At 51.9% G+C, this 19,783-nt stretch carries 19 protein-coding genes and 1 pseudogene; 1 reads left to right on the forward strand and 19 read right to left on the reverse strand.

Annotation, left to right across the window (positions count from 1 at the left end):
- Positions 1–151 precede the first annotated feature (151 nt).
- From thrS to RJD28_10435, 9 genes and pseudogenes are all read right to left on the reverse strand, one after another.
- On the reverse strand, positions 152–2,053 hold the full coding sequence (gene thrS, locus RJD28_10395; protein WNV56742.1) for a threonine--tRNA ligase: 1,902 nt from the start codon (positions 2,051–2,053) through the stop codon (positions 152–154).
- 453 nt (positions 2,054–2,506) lie between these two features.
- Positions 2,507–4,732, reverse strand: coding sequence for a HAMP domain-containing sensor histidine kinase (locus RJD28_10400; GenBank protein WNV56743.1), 2,226 nt, complete (start codon positions 4,730–4,732; stop codon positions 2,507–2,509).
- Positions 4,704–5,418 (reverse strand): annotated as a pseudogene (locus tag RJD28_10405) (response regulator transcription factor). Before RJD28_10405 ends, RJD28_10400 begins: the two are co-directional and overlap by 29 nt.
- Before the next feature lie 314 nt (positions 5,419–5,732).
- Positions 5,733–6,851, reverse strand: a complete 1,119-nt coding sequence (locus RJD28_10410) for a DUF362 domain-containing protein (GenBank protein WNV56744.1) — start codon at positions 6,849–6,851, stop codon at positions 5,733–5,735.
- Positions 6,852–6,975: 124 nt separating this feature from the next.
- Positions 6,976–7,350, reverse strand: a complete 375-nt coding sequence (locus tag RJD28_10415) for a transcriptional repressor (GenBank protein ID WNV56745.1) — start codon at positions 7,348–7,350, stop codon at positions 6,976–6,978.
- Between the two features lie 17 nt (positions 7,351–7,367).
- Positions 7,368–7,556, reverse strand: a complete 189-nt coding sequence (locus tag RJD28_10420) for a FeoB-associated Cys-rich membrane protein (protein WNV56746.1) — start codon at positions 7,554–7,556, stop codon at positions 7,368–7,370.
- A gap of 12 nt (positions 7,557–7,568) precedes the next feature.
- Positions 7,569–9,707: a ferrous iron transport protein B gene (gene feoB / locus RJD28_10425; GenBank protein ID WNV56747.1), complete on the reverse strand. Its 2,139-nt coding sequence runs from the start codon at positions 9,705–9,707 to the stop codon at positions 7,569–7,571.
- Between the two features lie 92 nt (positions 9,708–9,799).
- Positions 9,800–10,021 carry a ferrous iron transport protein A gene (locus RJD28_10430; GenBank protein WNV56748.1) on the reverse strand — a complete coding sequence of 74 codons (222 nt, stop codon included), beginning with the start codon at positions 10,019–10,021 and terminating at the stop codon, positions 9,800–9,802.
- A gap of 38 nt (positions 10,022–10,059) precedes the next feature.
- A complete protein-coding gene (locus tag RJD28_10435) occupies positions 10,060–10,272 on the reverse strand; it encodes a FeoA family protein (protein WNV56749.1) in 213 nt (70 codons plus the stop codon).
- Positions 10,273–10,529: 257 nt separating this feature from the next.
- On the opposite strand from RJD28_10435, the gene RJD28_10440 reads away from it, so the two are divergent.
- Positions 10,530–10,901 carry a metal-dependent transcriptional regulator gene (locus RJD28_10440; GenBank protein ID WNV56750.1) on the forward strand — a complete coding sequence of 124 codons (372 nt, stop codon included), beginning with the start codon at positions 10,530–10,532 and terminating at the stop codon, positions 10,899–10,901.
- 153 nt (positions 10,902–11,054) lie between these two features.
- Here RJD28_10440 and RJD28_10445 read toward each other — a convergent pair whose 3' ends face one another.
- The 10 genes from RJD28_10445 to vanG all read right to left on the reverse strand — a co-directional run bounded on the left by RJD28_10445 (position 11,055) and on the right by vanG (position 19,765).
- Positions 11,055–11,990, reverse strand: a complete 936-nt coding sequence (locus RJD28_10445; protein ID WNV56751.1) for a carbohydrate kinase family protein — start codon at positions 11,988–11,990, stop codon at positions 11,055–11,057.
- A 337-nt stretch (positions 11,991–12,327) separates the two neighbouring features.
- Positions 12,328–13,122 (reverse strand): Rpn family recombination-promoting nuclease/putative transposase, encoded by a 795-nt coding sequence (locus RJD28_10450; GenBank protein ID WNV56752.1) that lies wholly within the window; start codon positions 13,120–13,122, stop codon positions 12,328–12,330.
- A gap of 222 nt (positions 13,123–13,344) precedes the next feature.
- On the reverse strand, positions 13,345–13,482 hold the full coding sequence (locus tag RJD28_10455; GenBank protein ID WNV56753.1) for a hypothetical protein: 138 nt from the start codon (positions 13,480–13,482) through the stop codon (positions 13,345–13,347).
- Positions 13,483–13,721: 239 nt separating this feature from the next.
- Entirely contained in the window at positions 13,722–14,036 is a 315-nt protein-coding gene (locus RJD28_10460; protein WNV56754.1) for a hypothetical protein, read from the reverse strand.
- Complete coding sequence (locus RJD28_10465) at positions 13,990–14,277, reverse strand: hypothetical protein (GenBank protein WNV56755.1); 288 nt, start codon at positions 14,275–14,277, stop codon at positions 13,990–13,992. Before RJD28_10465 ends, RJD28_10460 begins: the two co-directional genes overlap by 47 nt.
- 301 nt (positions 14,278–14,578) lie before the next feature.
- Positions 14,579–14,860, reverse strand: a complete 282-nt coding sequence (locus RJD28_10470; GenBank protein WNV56756.1) for a DUF2325 domain-containing protein — start codon at positions 14,858–14,860, stop codon at positions 14,579–14,581.
- A 15-nt stretch (positions 14,861–14,875) separates the two neighbouring features.
- Entirely contained in the window at positions 14,876–15,307 is a 432-nt protein-coding gene (locus tag RJD28_10475; GenBank protein ID WNV56757.1) for a flavodoxin, read from the reverse strand.
- 41 nt (positions 15,308–15,348) lie between these two features.
- Positions 15,349–15,921, reverse strand: coding sequence for a DUF3793 family protein (locus RJD28_10480; protein WNV56758.1), 573 nt, complete (start codon positions 15,919–15,921; stop codon positions 15,349–15,351).
- A 342-nt stretch (positions 15,922–16,263) separates the two neighbouring features.
- Positions 16,264–18,534: a serine racemase VanT catalytic subunit gene (gene vanT, locus RJD28_10485; protein WNV56759.1), complete on the reverse strand. Its 2,271-nt coding sequence runs from the start codon at positions 18,532–18,534 to the stop codon at positions 16,264–16,266.
- Complete coding sequence (vanG, locus tag RJD28_10490; protein WNV56760.1) at positions 18,521–19,765, reverse strand: D-alanine--D-serine ligase VanG; 1,245 nt, start codon at positions 19,763–19,765, stop codon at positions 18,521–18,523. Before vanG ends, vanT begins: the two co-directional genes overlap by 14 nt.
- Positions 19,766–19,783: the final 18 nt, after the last annotated feature.

Raw genomic sequence — 19,783 nt, forward strand, 5'->3', positions numbered from 1 at the left:
CCGTGCTTCGCACTCTCACAATTTTTCCATCATTCGCATATCGTGAAGCTATCGCTTCCCTTTTATGCTCATGTCGGGGCGTGCACCAAGTTCTTCCGCCCATCTGCATGCAAGCATGCGCGGGCTCAGACCTTTGTACACTGGTATCATCTTACTTCTTCTCTTCTGTTTCTTTCTTTACCCGGGCCATGAACTCGTCCAGGCTCATGGTCAGTGTCTCGCCGGAATCCCGCAGACGAACGGATACGGTGTTGTCCTCTTCCTCTTTTGCTCCAAGAACAAGCATGTACGGCACCTTCTCCATCTGTGCCTCGCGGATCTTGTAACCGATCTTCTCGGAACGGGTATCGAACTCTGTGCGGATGTGGTTTACTTTCAGGGTACGGTATACCTTCTCGGCATAATCGCTGGTCTTGTCAGAAATCGGCAGTACCTTTGCCTGTACCGGAGCCAGCCATACCGGGAATTTGCCGGCATAGTGCTCGATGAGGATACCGATGAAACGCTCGATGGAACCGAATACCACGCGGTGGATCATGATCGGGCGGTGTTTCAGGCCGTCAGCACCCATGTACTCTGCCTCAAACCGCTGGGGCAGCTGGAAGTCCAGCTGGATGGTGCCGCACTGCCACGTTCTGCCGATGGAATCCTGCAGATGGAAGTCGATCTTCGGGCCGTAGAAGGCACCGTCTCCCTCGTTTACCACGTAAGGAAGGTTCATCTCTTCCAGGGCACGGCGCAGGCCTTCGGTAGCCAGCTCCCAGTCCTCATCGCTTCCCATGCTGTCTTCCGGACGGGTGGACAGCTCTACGTGATATTTGAAACCGAACAGACTGTAAACCTCGTCGATCAGGCGGACAACGCCCTTGATCTCATCGGTGATCTGCTCTTTGGTCATGAAGATATGGGCATCATCCTGGGTAAAGCAGCGCACACGCATCAGGCCGTGGAGCTGACCGGATTTTTCATGACGGTGTACCAGGCCAAGCTCTCCCATACGGATCGGCAGATCTCTGTAGGAACGGGGCTGGGACTTGTATACGAGCATGCCGCCCGGGCAGTTCATGGGTTTTACCGCAAAATCGGTATCGTCGATGACGGTGGTGTACATATTTTCTTTGTAGTGATCCCAGTGACCGGAGGTCTCCCACAGCTGACGGTTCAGCATGATCGGGGTGGAAATCTCCACGTAGTCCTCCCGGTTATGGATCTCTCTCCAGTAATCGATCAGGGTGTTTTTCAGCACCATGCCCTTGGGAAGGAAGAACGGGAAGCCCGGGCCCTCCTCCATCAGGGCGAAGATACCAAGCTCCTTGCCCAGCTTTCTGTGGTCACGCTTCTTTGCTTCCTCGATACGGGTCAGGTATTCCTCCAGCTCAGAAGCCTTTGTATAGGAAATACCGTAAATTCTCGTGAGCATCTTGTTTTTCTCATTGCCTCTCCAGTAAGCACCTGCCAGGCTGGTGAGCTTGAAGGCTTTTACCGGTTTGGTGGTCATCAGGTGCGGGCCTGCACACAGATCTACATACTCGCCCTGTCTGTAAAAGCTGATCTCTGCGTCCTCCGGCAGATCCTCGATGAGCTCTACCTTGTAAGGCTCCTCCTTCTCCTGCATGAACTTAATGGCCTCATCTCTCGGCAGGGTGAAGCGCTCCAGAGCCAGGTTCTCTTTCACGATCTTCTTCATCTCTGCTTCCAGAGCGGTCAGATCATCTGCGGTAAAGGAATCCGGACGGTCAAAGTCATAGTAAAAGCCCTCTGCGATAGACGGACCGATGGCCAGCTTCGTCTCCGGGAACAGACGCTTCACTGCCTGTGCCAAAATGTGGGATGTGGTATGCCAGAATGCAGCCTTTCCCTCCTGGTCATCAAAGGTATGCAGCACCAGGGTGCTGTCCTTGTCGATCACGGTACGGATGTCCACGCCCTCGCCGTTTACGGTTGCTGCACAGACATTTCTTGCAAGTCCTTCGCTGATATCTTTTGCGATATCAATGACAGCCATGGGCTGAGCATATTCGCGGACACTTCCATCTTTCAGTGTTACTTTCATTTCAAAAATCTCCTTTCCTTTCTCTAACAGGGCCATGCATTCTATACTCAGGTATTGATTACCAGAGGATTCCTCCGCTGCTTACATGCAAGCATGACGCAGTGTCCGGACTGTGACACTGGTAATCAAAAAGCGCCCTCAAACGGATGCTTCCATCCGTTCAAGGGCGCATATGCACGGTTCCACCTTGTCTTTTTACTCAAATCTTCCCTTAACGCGGGCCACGGCAGCGCTTCCCCCGGCTCTCCCGGCTTCCTGCTGCAGCTTCGGACTGGTCTTCCCAACGGCCTTACATGGGATGACTTCCAGCTACTGTCTTCCCTCTCTGTCTGCACGTGCCGATGCTACTCGTTCCTTCACAGCTTTTCTCGTGTAAGATCACAATATCGTGTGTATAACCACACTTTCCTGTGATCAGATTCTTTCTTATCTTATGCCTGCCGCACCGTTTTGTCAAGGGTTTTTCTGCTGAAATACCACAATGGCCTTGAACAGATCGCCGTCGATCTCGATATCCAGGGTGCCGCCCTGCAGCTCCACAAAGCTGGAGGCAATGGCCAGACCCAGACCGCTGCCCTCGGTGTTCCGGGACAGGTCGCCCCGGACGAACCGCTCGGTGATCTCCCGGGGATCGAAGTTCAGCTCCGCTGCGGAAATATTTTTCATGGTGACAACCACCTGGCCACCGTCCATACATTTCAGGTCAATGTACACCCGGGAACGGGGCAGCGCGTATTTCACAATGTTGGTGAGCAGGTTGGAGAACACCCGATAAGTCTTCTGACTGTCCAGCGTCAGGATCACCTTCTCCTCCGGCAGTGACCAGCGGAAATCCAGGCCGGAGGCGTTCAGCTTATCCTCCATCTCAAAACGCACCTGCTTCAACAGGTTCACGATATCCACCTGGTTGAAATTCATGGTCACGTTATTGGTGGTGGCCTTGCTGATCTCAAACAGATCCTCGATGAGCACCTTCAGCCGCTGGGATTTCCGCGCCAGAATGTCCACGTAGGACTTGCGCTCCTCCTCGGTAAGATTGTCCTGCCCCAGCAGATCCACGTAGGTAATGATAGCTGTCAGCGGCGTTTTCAGATCGTGGGACACGTTGGTGATGAGCTCCGTCTTCATCTTCTGGCTCTTCACCTCTTCCGCCACCGCCTGCCGGAAGCCCTGCTGGATATGGGACAGCTCCTCGTGCAGCGGTTCAAAGATGCCCACATCCCGGGACAGCGCCTGGTTCAGGTCCCCGGCTGCCATGCCCCGCACCCAGCCAAGCACCGCCTGATAATCCTTTCGGATGCCGGTAAAATACCGCCGCAGCCATAAAAACAGGAAGATAGAATAAATCACGACCCCGAAAATGCCGCCAAACCACATGGTACACAAGATAGCCACCACTGCGCCGTTGACCAGCACGATTTTCCAGATCGAGCGACTCATGTTTTCCGTCAGATCCACATCCGTCACATAAGCAGCAAACCGTTTTCCCTGCCGCTTGATAAAGGGGAAAAACCGGTAAATGAGGCTGTATTTTTTCACATAAGCCACCGGCCCCAGGCTGCCCACAGGCACGATGCAGGATGCGCTGACAAACCAGGTGCCAAACACCAGCACCCAGCACAAAAAGTTGATGGCGCCGCCCGTCAGCATATCGATGTTGCTCCAGCTGCCCTCCAGATAGGAGATCATCATATCCAGCATACCTTCGTACAGGCTGATACAGATACACAGCCCGGCAAAGGACACCTCCAACGGCAGATGAAAGAGCCAGTGGTTGTGAAATGCATAGGTTTCCCTGCGCATAAAGAGCACAGCCGCCACGGCCACCCCCGCCAGAAGCAGGACATAAAGCATCGGGAAAATCCCGGAGGAATAGCTGTTATACATGGTCACATAAGTGTCCCACGCTGCATCCGCCGACAGGGTATTAAATCCGTAAAACACCCGCATATTCACCGGATACTGCACGGAAAGCTCCGTCACATCTGTATTTTCCAGAAAATCATTGATCATCCGGTCAAACCGTCCGGCGTGGGCCAGATCCTGGAACTCCCGGTAAAAGCTCTTCGTGGACACCCCTGCACTTCCGGACACCGTCACATCGCCGGTATCGCTGTAGTCCAGACAGATCCAGCCGCTGTACAGGGAGGCAAGCTCCGTCATCTGGCTTTCTGTCCGCTTCGTCTCATCCACATAATTTTTCAGCACATCCCGGTGCTCTGCCACATTGCTCACCACCTGGCCAGTGGCCGTATCCATGGCCAGATAGTCCACATTGGCACTCAGGTTGCTGTAGCTGTTTTCCATATTGATCAGCACATTTTTCAGAGCGCTGTAGCACGCATTTCCAGCCACCTCATCCATGGAGGCCAGATCCTTCCCCGGAAGAAAAATATCCGACTCCGTCAGTGTGCTGTCTTTTTTCTTCTGCAGGTCTTCGTATAACACATAACCGCTGTCATATATGTAGCCAGTGTCCTCAGACGATATCTCATAGCCATCCTCATCCCGGGAAACCGCCGTATCTGTCACGGCAGCCATCGAGCCGACATCGCCTCTGTGTTTGGCAAAATACGGGTAAAAGCACAGCATCACCACCGCCGGAACCAGCGCCGCCAGCAGCGCATAGAGCATTCCCTTTTTTCCCTTCTCAGGGCTGTTTTTCCATCTTGTATCCAACTCCCCCACACCACCTTTAAATATTTGGGCTCCCGCGGATTGATCTCGATCTTTTCCCGGATATTCCGCACATGAACCATGATCGTGTCGGTGTTCACAGCACGCTCGTTCCAGATTCTTTCATAGATCTCATCTGCCGAAAACACCCGTCCAGGATTTTTCATGAGAAGCAGTAAAATTTTGAACTCCATAGGCGTCATTTTCACCGGCTGGCCATCCACCTTCAGCTCCACCGTTTCCTCGTTGAGTTCCAGACCGCCAATGGTGTACACATGTTCATTGGCCACCTCCGTCTTTCCCTTCACCATTTCCAGAAACCGCTTGTAGCGCCGCAGCTGAGAATTCACCCGGGCCAGAAGCTCCAATGGCGTAAAAGGCTTGGTCACGTAATCGTCCGCCCCCATATTCAGCCCCATGATCTTATCGACCTCCTCTGATTTGGCCGAAAGCATGATCACCGGAAAATCATATTTCTCCCGCAGCTTCATCACCATGGTGATGCCGTCCATCACCGGCATCATCACATCCACGATGGCCAGATGAATTTCTTCCTTACTTATAATATCCAGCCCTTCCTGACCGTTGGCCGCCTTAAATACGTGATATCCCTGACTGACAAGGTAAATGCCGATGCCGTCCCGGATCTCCTGGTCATCCTCTACCACACAAACATTGTATGCATCCATTTTTGTTCTCCCCTCTGCTGTTCAATCCTGCTTATTATAGCATGCCCGGAAGCTTCTGCATACGTTTGTCCGGTCATCTTTTTCCTGAACAAGGCCAGTATAACGTCTAAATCGTAAAAACGAATATAGAAAAATCCAAAGAATTTCTAAAGAAGTTCTTTGGATTGCTCGTACATAATTTCGATACCATGGATTGTTCCGTGCTTCGCCCTCTCACAATCCATCTCCACATTCGCATATCGTGGGATTATCATCCCACTTTTATGCTCATATGGAGGCGGGTCTCAAAGTCCTTCATCCATTTATGAACAAGTTCAAATGGATTTGGACCTTTCGCCCCTGGTATCTATATATTTTTTCAGGAATTGATAAATCTCCGTCTCTACCGGCGGGCACCCTTCCAGGTGATGGGCGAAGCCGCAGGTGCAGTTGCCCACGCCCAGCGTCCCGGTCTGTCCCCGGTAGCCCTGGCCGATGCACACCTTGTCGGTGAGTTTGTCCAGCAGCCCCTCCTGGGCCAGCATGTCCAGCGCCGGAATGAGATAGGCATAGCAGGCGCTGCAGGAATCCACCTCTTCCGCCTTATCGGCCACCCGCATGACCCGGTTGGTGTCCGGCAGCACCGGCAGTGTCTCCGGCTCGTTGAGGGCACGGATGTGTGCCCGGGAAAGATCTGTACTTCCCACGCCCAGCGCTTCCGCCAGGGAAAGGTAAGGTACCTCCTCCGGTTCCCGTCCCATCACCTGCGCCCCGAAGGTATCACAGAGCACCGGGTCGGCCGCCGCAAAGATCCGATTCATATAGAAGGGACTGCCCCCGTCCTCAAAGTTGGGATCCCCGCAGATGTTGTCCACCACGATAAAATCCTGACGGATGCCCAGCCCCAGATGGGCAATGGGCTTGTGAAGCCCCAGCCGGTGAAACCTGCGTTTCTCCGCATTGGGGATCAGGCCCTTCATATTTTTCAATGCACAGGTAATGCCCGTCTGGCAGTGGCCCTTCAATACCGGTACATTGATCAAAAAATCAAACTGCCGCACGCAGTCACAGATATGCAGCGGCAGGCCGCAACAGTCCTGTTCATAGAAAGTATCCTGCTGGGTATCCAGCAAATTCACCTCATACTGTTTTGCCAGATCCTCATATCCGCAGACGCAAAAAGCCTCCCGGGTGTAATCCCCCACCCAGGAGCCTTCTGCTATCGTCAGGTTATGAAACCCATGTTCTTTCAGATATTCTATAATTCCCGCAACGATCTGTGGATGCGTGGTACCTCCGTCCTCTGCCGGATAGGGGCCCAGTATATTCGGTTTGATCCCGATGCTGGCATCCTTATCAGCGATCATTGTATCGAGTCCGGCCTCACAAAGAAGCCGCTTCGTCATCGTCTGATAATCTTCTCCGTATATCATGAGAATTTCATCTCTGCGCATGATCCTTCATCCCTTCTGTTCTGTCTGTACAACCAAACAAAGGAATTATACCTGAACCAGGGGTAAAAATCAATCCCGTTCCGTTCCCTTTCAGGCACGGATCTCAATGGTTGCCGCGAACTGGTCATTGTTCTGCAGCAGCCCTCTTTTTCTTCAGCAGATCTTTCATCTCGACATACAGAATTTCCTGTTCCTTCGGCGTAATCGCCTTTCCGTTGCGGATAGAAATTCCCGCTTCCGCCGCATCAGCCATATCTTCATTGGTCTGATACATGGGATAGCTGTAAAAACGGCTGACTGCACCTATCTCTTCCAGCAGATTCATCATCCGGTACACCGTTGCGATGCCGATGGACGGATCCTTCTTCACTGCCTCATAGTAAATCTCTTTACAGCAGTTGTGTGGATTCTCCAGAATAATGTCCATCAGGATCTTGCGCTGCTCGGTGATCCTCTTGCCCCGCCGTTTCATTTCTCTGAGAATTTCTTCTTTCTGCACAGGACATTCCTCCCATATCATCGATGGCTGCTATCGCAGGAACCCCCGCCACAGCTGCCGCAATTACCGCTGCAGCCGCTGCAGGATTTTCCGTTTTTCTTGTCATTTCTTATACTCCGGATGGCCAGGGCAGCTATCAGTATGACAACTGCAGCAACCCCGATCGTTCCGATATTAGCACCTAAAAATGTAAGGATAAGACACACCTCCCAAAGAGATTATGCTTTCACTGTTTTCTTTACCTTCAGAGTCTCACTCTCTTTGTAAGGACGGAATAACAGATACAGGAAACCAACGACCAGAAGGATCGCCACTACGGTTCCGATACCGAAAGCACCACCTGTCACAACACTGCCAATCTGGTAAATACACAGGGAAACAACATAGGCAAGTCCACACTGATAGCCGATTGCAAACCAGAACCATTTTGCATTGTTCATCTCACGCTTGATGGCACCCATTGCTGCGAAGCAGGGAGCGCACAGCAGATTGAATACCATGAAGGACATAGCAGAAATGGCGGTAAAGCTGGATGCCAGTGTTCCCCAGATCTCTTCACCTTCCTCAGATACCTCAGCAAAGCCATACAGAATACCAAAGGTACCTACGACGTTCTCTTTTGCCACAAGACCGGTGATCGCCGCAACAGCAGCCTTCCAGTCCCCCCAGCCAAGAGGTGCAAAGATCCATGCAAAGGCTTTGCCGATAGAAGAAAGAATACCATCACTTAAGTCATCAACCATGCCAAAGTGGCCGTCTACAAATCCAAAGCTGGATGTAAACCACACAACAATGGTAGAAAGCAGGATCACAGTACCGGCCTTCTTAATGAATGACCAGCCTCTCTCCCACATGCTTCTGAGTACATTGCTGACTGTCGGCCAGTGATATGCCGGAAGCTCCATAACAAAGGGAGCCGGATCCCCGGCGAACATCTTTGTCTTCTTTAAGATAATACCGGAGCAGATGATTGCTGCAATTCCGATAAAGTAAGCTGCCGGAGCCACCCAGGAAGCACCGTCAAAAATAGCGCCTGCGATCAGAGCGATGATCGGAAGCTTTGCGCCACAGGGAATAAAGGTTGTGGTCATAACCGTCATCTTCCGGTCACGGTCATTCTCAATGGTACGGGAAGCCATGACACCTGGTACGCCACATCCGGTACCGATCAGCATCGGGATGAAGGACTTACCGGAAAGACCAAATTTACGGAAGATACGGTCCATGATGAATGCAACACGAGCCATGTATCCGCAGGACTCCAGGAATGCCAGGAAGATGAACAGTACGAGCATCTGAGGAACGAATCCGAGGACAGCACCCACGCCGGCCACAATACCGTCAAGGATCAGACCCTGCAGCCATGCTGCGCAGTGAATGCTCTCCAGGAAACCTTCGATTGCCGGAGGGATGATCTCTCCGAACAGCACATCATTGGTCCAGTCAGTCACAAATGCACCAACTGTGGATACAGAAATATAATATACAAACCACATCACAACTGCAAAGATCGGCAGGGCCAGCCAGCGGTTGGTTACAATGCGGTCGATCTTATCAGAAATGGTAAGGCTCTGTTTGTTCTTCTTCACATAGCAGCCCTCAATGATGGATGCAATGTAAACATAACGCTCGTTGGTGATGATACTCTCCGAATCATCGTCCAGCTTATCCTCAGCCGCCTTGATGATGCTCTCCACATCCGGCACCTTGCTCATGGTATCTGCGATCTTGTCATCACGTTCGAAAAGCTTGATGGCATAGAATCTTTTCTGGGACTGTGCGATATCGGAAGGAAGCAGTGCCTCAATGTCCGTAAGAACATTCTCTACTTCCGGAGCAAAGCTATGTACAAATCCGGCCACAGCCTTCTTCTGTGCAAGAGCGACCGCCTTCTCTGCAGCCTCTGTGATACCGGTTCCCTTCAGAGCGGAAATCTCGACAGCCTCGCATCCCATGTTTTTGGAAAGTGATGCGATGTTGATCTGATCACCGTTCTTTGCAACGATATCCATCATGTTGACAGCCATCACAACCGGGATGCCAAGCTCCATCAGCTGTGTGGAAAGGTAAAGGTTACGCTCCAGGTTCGTTCCATCTACGATATTCAGGATCGCATCGGGACGCTCGGTGATCAGGTAGTTTCTGGCCACAACCTCCTCCAGTGTGTACGGAGACAGGGAGTAAATACCAGGAAGGTCCATGATGATTACGTCTTTGTGTCCTTTTAATTTTCCTTCTTTTTTCTCAACCGTAACGCCCGGCCAGTTTCCGACAAACTGATTGGAACCGGTCAGCGCATTGAACAGGGTCGTTTTACCACAGTTCGGGTTTCCGGCAAGCGCAATTTTATATGCCATGCTTCTAATCCTCCTCATTCTATCGGTTAGTAAATTCTAACCTTTCGTTTTAAAAAATACAGGGGCTGAAAGTCCAGCCATCCTGTCATTTTTTACTGAACTTCAACCATCTCGGCATCTGCTTTACGCAGGGATAACTCGTAGCCGCGGACGGTAACCTCCACCGGATCTCCAAGCGGTGCAACTTTACGTACATAGACGTCTGTTCCTTTGGTAATTCCCATGTCCATGATACGGCGCTTTACCGCACCCTCTCCATGAAGTTTGACTACTTTTACGGTCTGGCCGCACTTCGCATCCTTCAATGTCTGCATTGCTCTTTTCTCCTTTCAACGCCTTTTGCTCTGTCTGATCAGATCATGATCTTGTTTGCCATCTCACGGCTGATCGCAACTCTTGACTCCTTCACGTTCACAATCAGATTTCCGTTGATCTCGGAAACAATGGTGACCAATCCTCCGGGAACAAATCCAAGGCTCTCCAGGAAACGTCTCGTATCCTCCTTGCCGCCGACTTTCTTGATCTCATTGGCTTCGCCAGTCTTTGCCATCGTTAAGGGCATCATAATCCTCTCCTTTTCTTTTGCAGGTAGCATTGGCTAACTCTTATTGATAAAAAATAGCTAGTTGTCACTAACCTTCTATAGATTAGCACCCCCTAACCCGTTTGTCAATAGTATTTATCAATAAATTTATTCTTTTTTAATGCTTCAAAACATTGGCAATCTCATGATTTTGTGCTATAATTATTAATTATATTTTGGCATTTCTGACAAATATTTCTCGAAAATCTTGTAAAAATGCCGGACAAGGAGTGACTAATTTGAAAATACAGGAATCTGCAGAGAATTATCTGGAAACAGTGCTGGTCTTAAGCAAACGCAATCCGGAAGTACGTTCCATCGACGTTGCTACAGAACTGGGATTCTCCAAACCCAGTGTCAGTGTTGCCATGAAGAATCTTCGGGAGAACGGATACGTCGTCATTAATAAGGAAGGACATATTTTCCTCACCGATGCCGGACGGGAGATCGCAGAGATGATCTACGAGCGCCACACGCTACTCTCCACCTGGCTCATCAGCCTGGGTGTTTCTCCGGAGACTGCCGCAGAGGATGCCTGCCGGATGGAGCACGTCATCAGTAAGGAATCCTTCAGCGCCATCAAGGAACATGTGGAGAAATACCATATGTAATGGAATCATAAGAAAGGGAATCACGGACAGATGCAATGTATCTTCCAGGATTCCCTTTTTTTCTATTATTCTATGTTCTGCAAGCTTTGCTGCTTCCACACTTTCTTTCCGCCCCAGATCCCGCGATTTCCGGGATTCTCCCTTCCGGAGTTCTTACAGAGAAATCCCGAATTCCTCCGGTCGGAACCGGGGACATACATTTTCAGAAGACGTGATGACAGAGGACGCCAATCTCGTGCCGATCTCCACCGCCTGTGCCAGTGTCCTGCCATAGGTCAGGCCTGCAGAGACGCCCGCGCAGAACGCATCTCCCGCGCCGGTGGTATCCTTCACCTGTACCTTTTTGGCCGGACAGATCCCCTTCTCTCCATCTGCTTCCGCATAAACAGCGCCCTGACCGCCCATGGTCACCACCATGGCAGGCACATTGGACACCTGCAGCCGCTCTGCCAGAATATCCACCATCTCCTCCGGCGTCTTCTCGCTGTAATCATCCGAGAAAAAGATACCTGCCTCCAGCTGGTTGCAGATGAGACAGTCAAACTTCTGTAACAGATCCCGGCGTCCCACCGCGATATTCATGTTGCTGACAACACCGTACAGCTTCTTGCCATATTTCTGGCAAAGCTCCACAACCTTCTTAATAATATCCTTATCCATATCGATCTCTGCCACCACAGAGTCGCAGTTCTGGATGATCTCATCCCCCTGCTCTTCCAGGATAGACAGAATCGGCATCAGGTTGGGCCGCTGAGAAATCGAACCGCTCAGATCCCCGTTGTGGTCAAACACTGCCAGCCAGGTTCCCATTCCACCAGGAACCACGCGCATATAGCCGGTATTCACCTTGTGCCGTTCCAGCTTGTCTACCACCGCCTGTCCCAGCGCCGTCTCATCCACAATCCCCAGGAATGTGGGCCGCAGCTCCAGATTGGCGATATCCTCCACCACATTGCGGCTCACGCCGCCGTGGATGTACTCCACATGACCGGCATTCCTGCCGTCCGCGATATAGATGTCGTCTGGAAAGCCCTTGATATCCACAAAGACCGCTCCCAGAACGATGATTCCGTTTTTATTGACTGCCATAACACTTCTCTCCCGTTTCTCTCTTTTTCCGGCGCGTTCTCACACACTTCCATCATCCTGTATAAAAGACGTGAGCTGCCGATCTGCGCCGGTCATATGCTGTCTATTATAGGCAGAATCGAAGAGGCTGTCAATCCGCTCCGGCAGTCCGGCATTCACACCGACATTCACGGATTGGCACTTCATCCGTTAACGGATGCCATATTCCTGCAGAAGCTGATCCCGAAATGCCGCATCATCCAGTGCACGCTGCAGATCTTCCAAGCGTTGATCTGACAGAAGATGTTTGGTCAATTTTTTCTCTTGTTCAGCAATTTTCACTTCCTGTTTTGCTGCCTTAGCAAACTGTTCTGCTGCTTCTGCTCTTTTTTTTCTCCTGTTCTGCATTTTTTCGTTCCTGCTCTGCAATTTTCCGTTCCCGTTCCGTATTCTCCTGCTCTTCCTTACGGCCCTGCTCATACATCATCTGATCATGCTCAAACCATTTCATATATCGTAATGAAACCTCCCCATCCCGCTTGACCTGATCTACCATCTGCTGGATGTCTCTCAGATCTTCATTGATCGCATTGTTCTGGTTCGTGTTCTCCATATAACTGAGCAACTGACGTAAACTTTCCGAGATGTTTCCTTTTTTGCCCCGGGTGTACAGCACCCACGTCTCCGCATCATCCTCATACGGCATTGTCGGCTCTTCCAGGCATCTGTTCTTTATCGTGTACAGCACCCGGTCATAGCCGAAAGGATCATAATCACAGATAAAGATCACATACACCTTTTTCATTTTTCCAAAATTTTCTCCGACTTTCAGACTTCTTCTGTCAATCATTGCATGATAAAACCTGGCGCGCTTCGGAAATGCTTTGATCTCCGCACTCTTATGGTTATGATCCGGTTCCACATCGTAGACAGTGGGGATTTCGTCTCCATTGATCTGCACGCTTCCGTCTTCCTCGATATAGACATCCAGCCTTGCGCCACGAAGATCCGTATTCACTCCCGCAAACGACTCCTGCGCACGGATTTTCAGATGCGGGAATTTCCGATCAAATAACGTTTCCAGCAGTTTCCGGATAAACGCTTCCCCCGTATCCGGATACGCCAGCATGGCATTGAATAAGAAATCATCCAATAGGTTCAATTCTTCCAGTTTTCTTTCTCTGCATTCATTTTCCTCCTACTGATGGCAGAAAAGAGTAGAATATGCGCCGTCAAAGCCGCTGCATGCATGCCCGCTCTCACTCTCTCCGCCATATTTTTTGTTTTCGCATATGGGGATTGAGTGACCGAACGGCCAAGAACTTTCCCAGATATGTAATTACAGTGTAGCAAACGTCTCTTTTCGTGTCAATGACTAGGCAGCAAAAATTGTCCGGAAGATTTTCCGCACCAGCGGGCCCACGAAAAACACCTGCAGGCAAAGTGCCGCCGGGAAGCACAGGAATGCCATGATCGCAGTAAATACAACACTTTGAAATTTTGTTTTTGGCATATTTTTTCTCCTTTTCCTGATACAGAGCAACCAAAATCCCCACACCTCAAAAGCCGTCTTCCGCAGACTGCCGCCAACTTTCCGCGTGCAATGCAGACAACAAAAAACGACATCAAACCCATCGCAGCCATCAGACAGGAGCCGCGATAATATTTAATGTCGTTATGATTGTTCTGTATTTATTTTTCAACGGAGAGGATTATAGCACAATTTTTTCCGGAGCGTAAGCAGTTTTTTTATCAAAACTTGTCATACGCCAGCCGGGGATCGTGATCCTCCCGCACATAAATGATGCCCCTCTGGGTAAACCCAAGCTTCCCCAGCAGGCGCTGCATGGGCAGATTATCCGCATGGGTATCCACCCGCAGGTGATGGCACTGGGCAAAGGCCCAGTTCAGGCAATATTCTCCCACGCCGCGGACGTTTCCGCTGCCTGCCAGACGGTGCACCACACCGTATTCCCCCGGATTTCCCCAGGCGCCGTTTTCGATGAGCCGGTAGGAGGGATCAATGTCTACCCCCCTGGATATAGACGAATACCGCCGCGATCTCATCCGCCGCCACAGCCACGTACATCCGTCCCAGCCGGATGTCCTCCCGCAGAAGTGTTTCCGGCGGCCAGGTATCGTTCCACTGTCTCGGGTTGCCGTGTGCTTTCATAAAGGCACGGGCGCGGGCATAGATTGCCAGAATGGCCGGAAAATCCTCCGGCACTGCATGCCGGATCAAAAGAGGAGCGGGCGTGTCCGTCCCGGTTGCCTTGTCAATTCTATCTGGTATCTCTGTCTGTTTCATTGGTATCCTTACAGGCTCCCTTCCCGTTATTCTATCGTTTCTGTTCTTGCAGGATTTTTTCTCACTGTATCTTCTTTTCCCACAGCATCATAACACGTTTCCTTCCAAATTACAATTTCACCCGGAAGATCATCCTGCTGTGCCACTGTTGTTTTTTTCGTTATCCTGTTTGCGTGATCCTATAGAAGAAAATAGAAAAGCCCCAGGCCCTGTGATTTCTCGCAGGGTATGGGGTTTCTCCGCCTTTTTGGGGCTTTTCAAGAATATCTTTATGATGTATTAGGAAGTTATAAGCGTATGATTAACAAGCCTTCTGCTGAAGGATCTCAGTAAGCGCTGTTGCACTGCTGGTGTGGCAGCGAACAATCTCTGCATTGCTGTCCTTTACACCATCCAGAGCGCAGCGGATCATCTTATGGGATACCGTGTTGGTAAACAGCACCAGCAGGTCGGGCTGGCCGATCTGTTTATCCATTCCCGCAGCCATCTGGGTAAACACTTTTGCCTTACAATTATAGCTCTTACAAATCTTTTTATACTGCGCTACCATGCGGTCATGGCCGCCGACGATTACTACACTCATGGGAACCCTCCTTTTTTATGCGGAAGCAAGAAGCTTGCCAAGGGCAATGCAATCCGCTGCTGCTGCGTCATCCGGTACCTCGTGGCAGATGACACCCTCACCGCCGACAACGGTTGCGCCATCCTCCTGTACTCTCTCTTCCCAGTTTCTCATCCACTCGCCGTCTCCCCAGCCATAGGAACCAAAGAGACCGATCTTCTTGCCAGCTGCGAAACCGTCAACGTCGCACATGAAAGGCTCCATGTAGCCCTCCTCCAGCACCTCAACACCCATGGACGGGCAGCCCAGTGCGAATACGGAACAATCCTTTAACTCGTCAGCGGAGAAGTTCTCCACATTTACGATCTTTGCTTCTTTACCACCCTCGCGGATTCCCTGTGCCACGTACTCTGCCATTGCTCCTGTGTTACCTGTTCCGCTCCAGTATGCTACAATAATTTCACTCATTTCAAATGTCCTCCTTGTCAATGCTGTCTTTTTTTATCAAATCAGGCAAATAAGATCTCTTCCATCTGTGCCACCTGCCAGAACCGCATGCCTGCGGCGATCTCGCTGGTGATCCGGCTTCTTACCATCGTATAAAGATCAAATCTTTCTTTTGCCCTTGGTGCATCCTCATAAACCTTCCAGTACCCGGAATAAAGGAAATTCCGTCCTTTGTTTTCAATAAAGCCCTTGACATCCGCCAACGGATATCCCAGAATCACACCGATCTCATGTGGAAATTCCTGTTTTCCCAGCTTGTAATCCAGAAAATGCATATGTACCTTGCGCATCACATTTTCCAGCCGGAAATCGGTGTAGCCGTATTTTTTTAAGAAATCTCTGTTCTCCTCTTCCCTGAGCACCTCCTCTATGAGTGATTTTCGGTAAAACAGCCACATCTGTTTTCCGTCGCCTTCATAAAAAAGATCGCAGCAGATATCTGCACTTACAAGAATCTCTCTGATCTCATCTGCCGCATCGCCCTCACCGAGGATCACGATATTTGACGGTTTCACACCGGCAAGTACAGGGGCGCACTGATCGGCGATCTGTACACGAACCCTTTTTTCGTCCATCCCGTGTGGACTTCTCTTCTGCCATTGACTTCATAACCTGTGACAACTCCTTTACCTTTCAATTAGTTTTAACTAACCTTGGTTAGTAAGAACTAACTTAGTTACAGTATACGACACCCCCTCCCATTTGTCTAGTGGTTATTTTGAGAAAAGTTCTCAATATATCATTTCCAGTTCACTTACATGTTCACGGCAGCCGGATTCCATGCTTGCATGAAAATCCGGCTGTCTGAATATGTAAAGGGAGCGCCAGTGTATGAGCAAACGTGAGCTGCGACAGCAGCGGAAAGCATCGCAGATGCGGTTTTGCGAATGGCGCGTGTGAACTGGAAATACCAATACCTACCTGTACACCCTCTCCAACCGGCTTCCCAATCGACTGAGCAGCTCATTGGTGATGGTTCCCGCGCATCCGGCCATCTCCTCCGCGGAAATCTCTTCCTTTCCCTGTCTGCCCAGCAGCACAACCTCGTCCCCCCGCTTCACCTTCGGCAGATCCGTCACATCCACCAGCAGCTGATCCATACAGATCCGCCCGGCGATGGGCGCGCGTTTGCCTTTGATGAGAACGAAGCCTTTTCCGCAGGACAGGCTTCTGGGAATGCCGTCCGCATAGCCGATGGTGACAACGGCGATCCGGGAGGGCTTTACCGCATGAAAACAGCGGCCGTACCCGGCATATTCCCCGGCATCCAGCCTGCGCACCAGCGCCACTCTCGCGTGAATGGAAAGCACGGGCCGCATGTCACAGGCACGGACGAGCACATCCTCCCGGTTGCTCCTGACCCCCAGCAGGGCAATGCCCGGCCGCACCGCATCCAGCGGCTCTCCTTCCCGGTTCCAGATGCCATAGCTGCTGAACATATGCCGTCTGCCCGGCTGAATGCCTTTTTGCTCCAGTGCGTCCAACACCTGATGGAACCTGGCGATCTGCAAACGGGTGAAGGCCTGGCTGTCCGGCGTCTGCTCATCACTGACACACAGGTGGGTAAAAATGCCCGTGATCTTCACGTGGGGCAGCTGGTACAGAGCCGCGATCTGGTCAATATCCGCAGCCGCCTCCCCTAGCCGGTGCATGCCCGTATCCACCTTCACCTGCCCTTTCAGGCGATAGCCGGAGGCTTCCATCTCCCGGCCGTAGGCCGCATCCACCACGGTCTGGGTCAGGCGGTAGCGTTTCAGCAGGCCGAACTGCTCCGGGGAGGTGTACCCCAGCACCAGAATTTCCCCTTGCACACCACTTCTTCGCAGCTTGCCCCCTTCCCGGACAGAGGCCACACAGAAGGCCTTCACCCCTTCTTTCCGGAGAAGCTTCGCTGCCGCTTTGGTCCCCATGCCGTAGCCGTCCGCTTTGATGGCAGGCATAAGCGCACAGTCCCCGGGAAGCAACGTTTGCAGTTCCCGCACGTTATGGCGAAATGCCGCCTGATCCACCTCCACCCATGCCCGTCCTTTCTGAAACCGGATCTGCCGGTGCAGCTCTGTTAGATGCGCTGTCAGGACAGCCACCAGACCGGCCAAGAGACAAACCTCCACATAAAATACAGGAGAGCAATTTACCAGAAGAAAACTTATATTTCCGGCTCCAGTAACAGTATTTAACACAGCTTCTATCACCTTCACGCCGCCACGCACCGCAACGATCATCAGCGGATGCACCACATAGAACGCAGCGGCAAAGGTACGGCATTCCCGTCCCAGCCGTTTTTCCCGGTGGGTGCGCTCCCGCTTTCCGGCCAGCAGCAGCCGCATCAGGTACCAGAGCACCAGCGGCAGGGTGATGTACATGCTGTCGTGCCTAGGCCAGCCAAGCTTTCGAAGAAGCAGGCCTTCGCCTGTCAACAATAAAACACTGAAAAGAAAGCCTGTCAACCAGAAACCATGATCAGGCGTTTTGAGGTTCTTCTTTTCATTTTTCTTTAAAGAAAGGTTTTTCAAAGTCTTTTTTGACTCACTGGAAGTTCTTTTCAAAAATACTCCCAGCATCAAAAACAATGGTGCAAAGAACAGGCCGTTTCTCGTATAGCTGCTGATGGCAAACAGCTTCCCATAGGCCATTTCCAGCGCAGGCACCTTTGCCGCCAGCCCATAATAACTGTCCCCCAGCAGACCGCAGAGATACAGCAGCACGCTGATGATCCCCACTGTCTCCGCCGACACCCACCGGGAAAGCAGTTTCAGCAGGGTGACCCCCAGCAAAATGGCCGGGAGATACCAGAGATGATAAAAGGTGCCGTCAAAAGCCACCGCTTTTAAAAGCTTCCCGACACCTTCCAGCGTACCGGCCAGTCCTGCACTACCCGCACGGCCCGCGCCAACCACATTCCGCAGCTGATCTGCATACACGTTCACCGGCAGATACAACAGCATCGCCAGTCCGTACAGCTGAGACGTTTTCTTCACGAGACGCCCGTATGCACCGTCGGAAGTCTTCTCCCAGAACCGGGATACGCCGAAATACCCTGTAACACAGAAGAAAAAAGGAACCGCGATTCTGCCGATGATGTGCACCAGTACAAAATCCGCCGGTTCCCATACCGATTGCAGGGGCCAGGTGTGGATGGCGGCCACCAGAAAAGCAGCCACCACCCGAAACTCGTCAATCCACAGCATCTTTATTTGCCCCCTGCCCTGTCGTCATAACCGCTTTTCTTCCGCTGCGCCTGTCTTTTGTCACCTCTGTTCCCGTGTTTTCCTGCTGATCTCCTTCCGGCCTCTGCGCAGACTGTTTCGTGTTCTTTTCTCCTTGCAGCACATCTGCTTCCGCCTGCGACTGTACACCGCATCCCGTTTTTTCTCCAACCGCCTCCTCCAGCAGCATCCGTACCCAGTCCGGGAATTCCAGCCCCACCCGGGCCAGCATGTTGGGATACCGGCTATGTAACGTGCAGCCGGGGATGGTGTTGACCTCGTTGAATATGATCTCCCCCTTGCTTTTCAGGAACATGTCCACCCGGGCAAAGCCTCCACAGCCCAGCGCCCGGTACAGCCGGGCCGCCGTGCGGCGGATCTCCTCCGCTTTTTCTGCCGGGATCCGGGCCGGTACGTGGATCTGAGAGGTTTTCAATGTATATTTTTCCTCATAATCAAAGAAGCCGCCGGACAGCTCGATCTCGTCTACCACACCGATGGTCAGCTGCTTCGTGCCCAGCACGGCACAGCCCACCTCGAAGCCGTCGATGGCTTCCTCCAGCTCCACCTCCGTGTCGTAGGCAAAGGCATCCGCCACCGCTTTTCGAAGCGTTTCCGGCGAGGACACCCGGCTGATGCCAAAGGAAGAGCCTGCCCGGATGGGCTTTACAAACAGCGGATAGCCGATCTCCCGGGCCAGCAGCTCTGCCCGGTCTGCCTCCCAGGGGCCGCAAATCCGCGCCGACCGGGGTACCCGGATGCCTGCCTGCTCTGCCACCCGATGGGCCAGCTCCTTGTCCATGCAAAGGGCAGAGGCCAGCAGGCCACAGCCCGCCACCGGAATACCCGCCAGCGCAAATACCCCCTGCACCGTACCGTCCTCTCCGTTTTTGCCGTGCAGCACCGGGAAAGCCCCGTCCAGGGGCAATTCTCTTGTGCCCGTTTTTTCAAATATCAGCAAACCGTGCACCCGGGGACTGGGGCTTACCGCACAGGACGTGCACATTTCCGGCTGGTTCCACCGATCCTGGGGAATGCAGGCATAGGGGCCGGTGTACACATACCACTCTCCTTCTGCTGTAATGCCCACCGGCACCACCTCATATGCTGCCTGATCAATGCTTTTTAACACGGCAAAGGCCGACTGCAGGGACACCTTATACTCCGGGGAACGCCCGCCAAACAATACTGCAATTTTCTTTCTGTCTTTCATCTGTTGTCTCCTTCTTTC

The organism is Oscillospiraceae bacterium NTUH-002-81 (genome assembly GCA_032620915.1).
Classification (GTDB): Bacteria; Bacillota; Clostridia; order Lachnospirales; family Lachnospiraceae; genus JAGTTR01.

What these genes read in the sequence shown, in the direction of transcription:
- RJD28_10480 (WNV56758.1), bottom strand. Translation starts at nt 15,921, where the DNA reads ATGGACGAAAAAAGGGTTCGTGTACAGATCGCCGATCAGTGCGCCCCT.
- RJD28_10470 (WNV56756.1), bottom strand. Translation starts at nt 14,860, where the DNA reads ATGAGTGTAGTAATCGTCGGCGGCCATGACCGCATGGTAGCGCAGTAT.
- RJD28_10465 (WNV56755.1), bottom strand. Translation starts at nt 14,277, where the DNA reads ATGAAACAGACAGAGATACCAGATAGAATTGACAAGGCAACCGGGACG.
- RJD28_10410 (WNV56744.1), bottom strand. Translation starts at nt 6,851, where the DNA reads ATGCGCAGAGATGAAATTCTCATGATATACGGAGAAGATTATCAGACG.
- RJD28_10455 (WNV56753.1), bottom strand. Translation starts at nt 13,482, where the DNA reads ATGCCAAAAACAAAATTTCAAAGTGTTGTATTTACTGCGATCATGGCA.
- thrS (WNV56742.1), bottom strand. Translation starts at nt 2,053, where the DNA reads ATGAAAGTAACACTGAAAGATGGAAGTGTCCGCGAATATGCTCAGCCC.
- RJD28_10475 (WNV56757.1), bottom strand. Translation starts at nt 15,307, where the DNA reads ATGAGTGAAATTATTGTAGCATACTGGAGCGGAACAGGTAACACAGGA.
- vanG (WNV56760.1), bottom strand. Translation starts at nt 19,765, where the DNA reads ATGAAAGACAGAAAGAAAATTGCAGTATTGTTTGGCGGGCGTTCCCCG.
- RJD28_10460 (WNV56754.1), bottom strand. Translation starts at nt 14,036, where the DNA reads ATGAGATCGCGGCGGTATTCGTCTATATCCAGGGGGGTAGACATTGAT.
- RJD28_10445 (WNV56751.1), bottom strand. Translation starts at nt 11,990, where the DNA reads ATGGCAGTCAATAAAAACGGAATCATCGTTCTGGGAGCGGTCTTTGTG.
- RJD28_10430 (WNV56748.1), bottom strand. Translation starts at nt 10,021, where the DNA reads ATGCAGACATTGAAGGATGCGAAGTGCGGCCAGACCGTAAAAGTAGTC.
- vanT (WNV56759.1), bottom strand. Translation starts at nt 18,534, where the DNA reads ATGCTGTGGATTGACGAGTTTCGGGTGGTGGCTGCTTTTCTGGTGGCC.
- RJD28_10435 (WNV56749.1), bottom strand. Translation starts at nt 10,272, where the DNA reads ATGATGCCCTTAACGATGGCAAAGACTGGCGAAGCCAATGAGATCAAG.
- feoB (WNV56747.1), bottom strand. Translation starts at nt 9,707, where the DNA reads ATGGCATATAAAATTGCGCTTGCCGGAAACCCGAACTGTGGTAAAACG.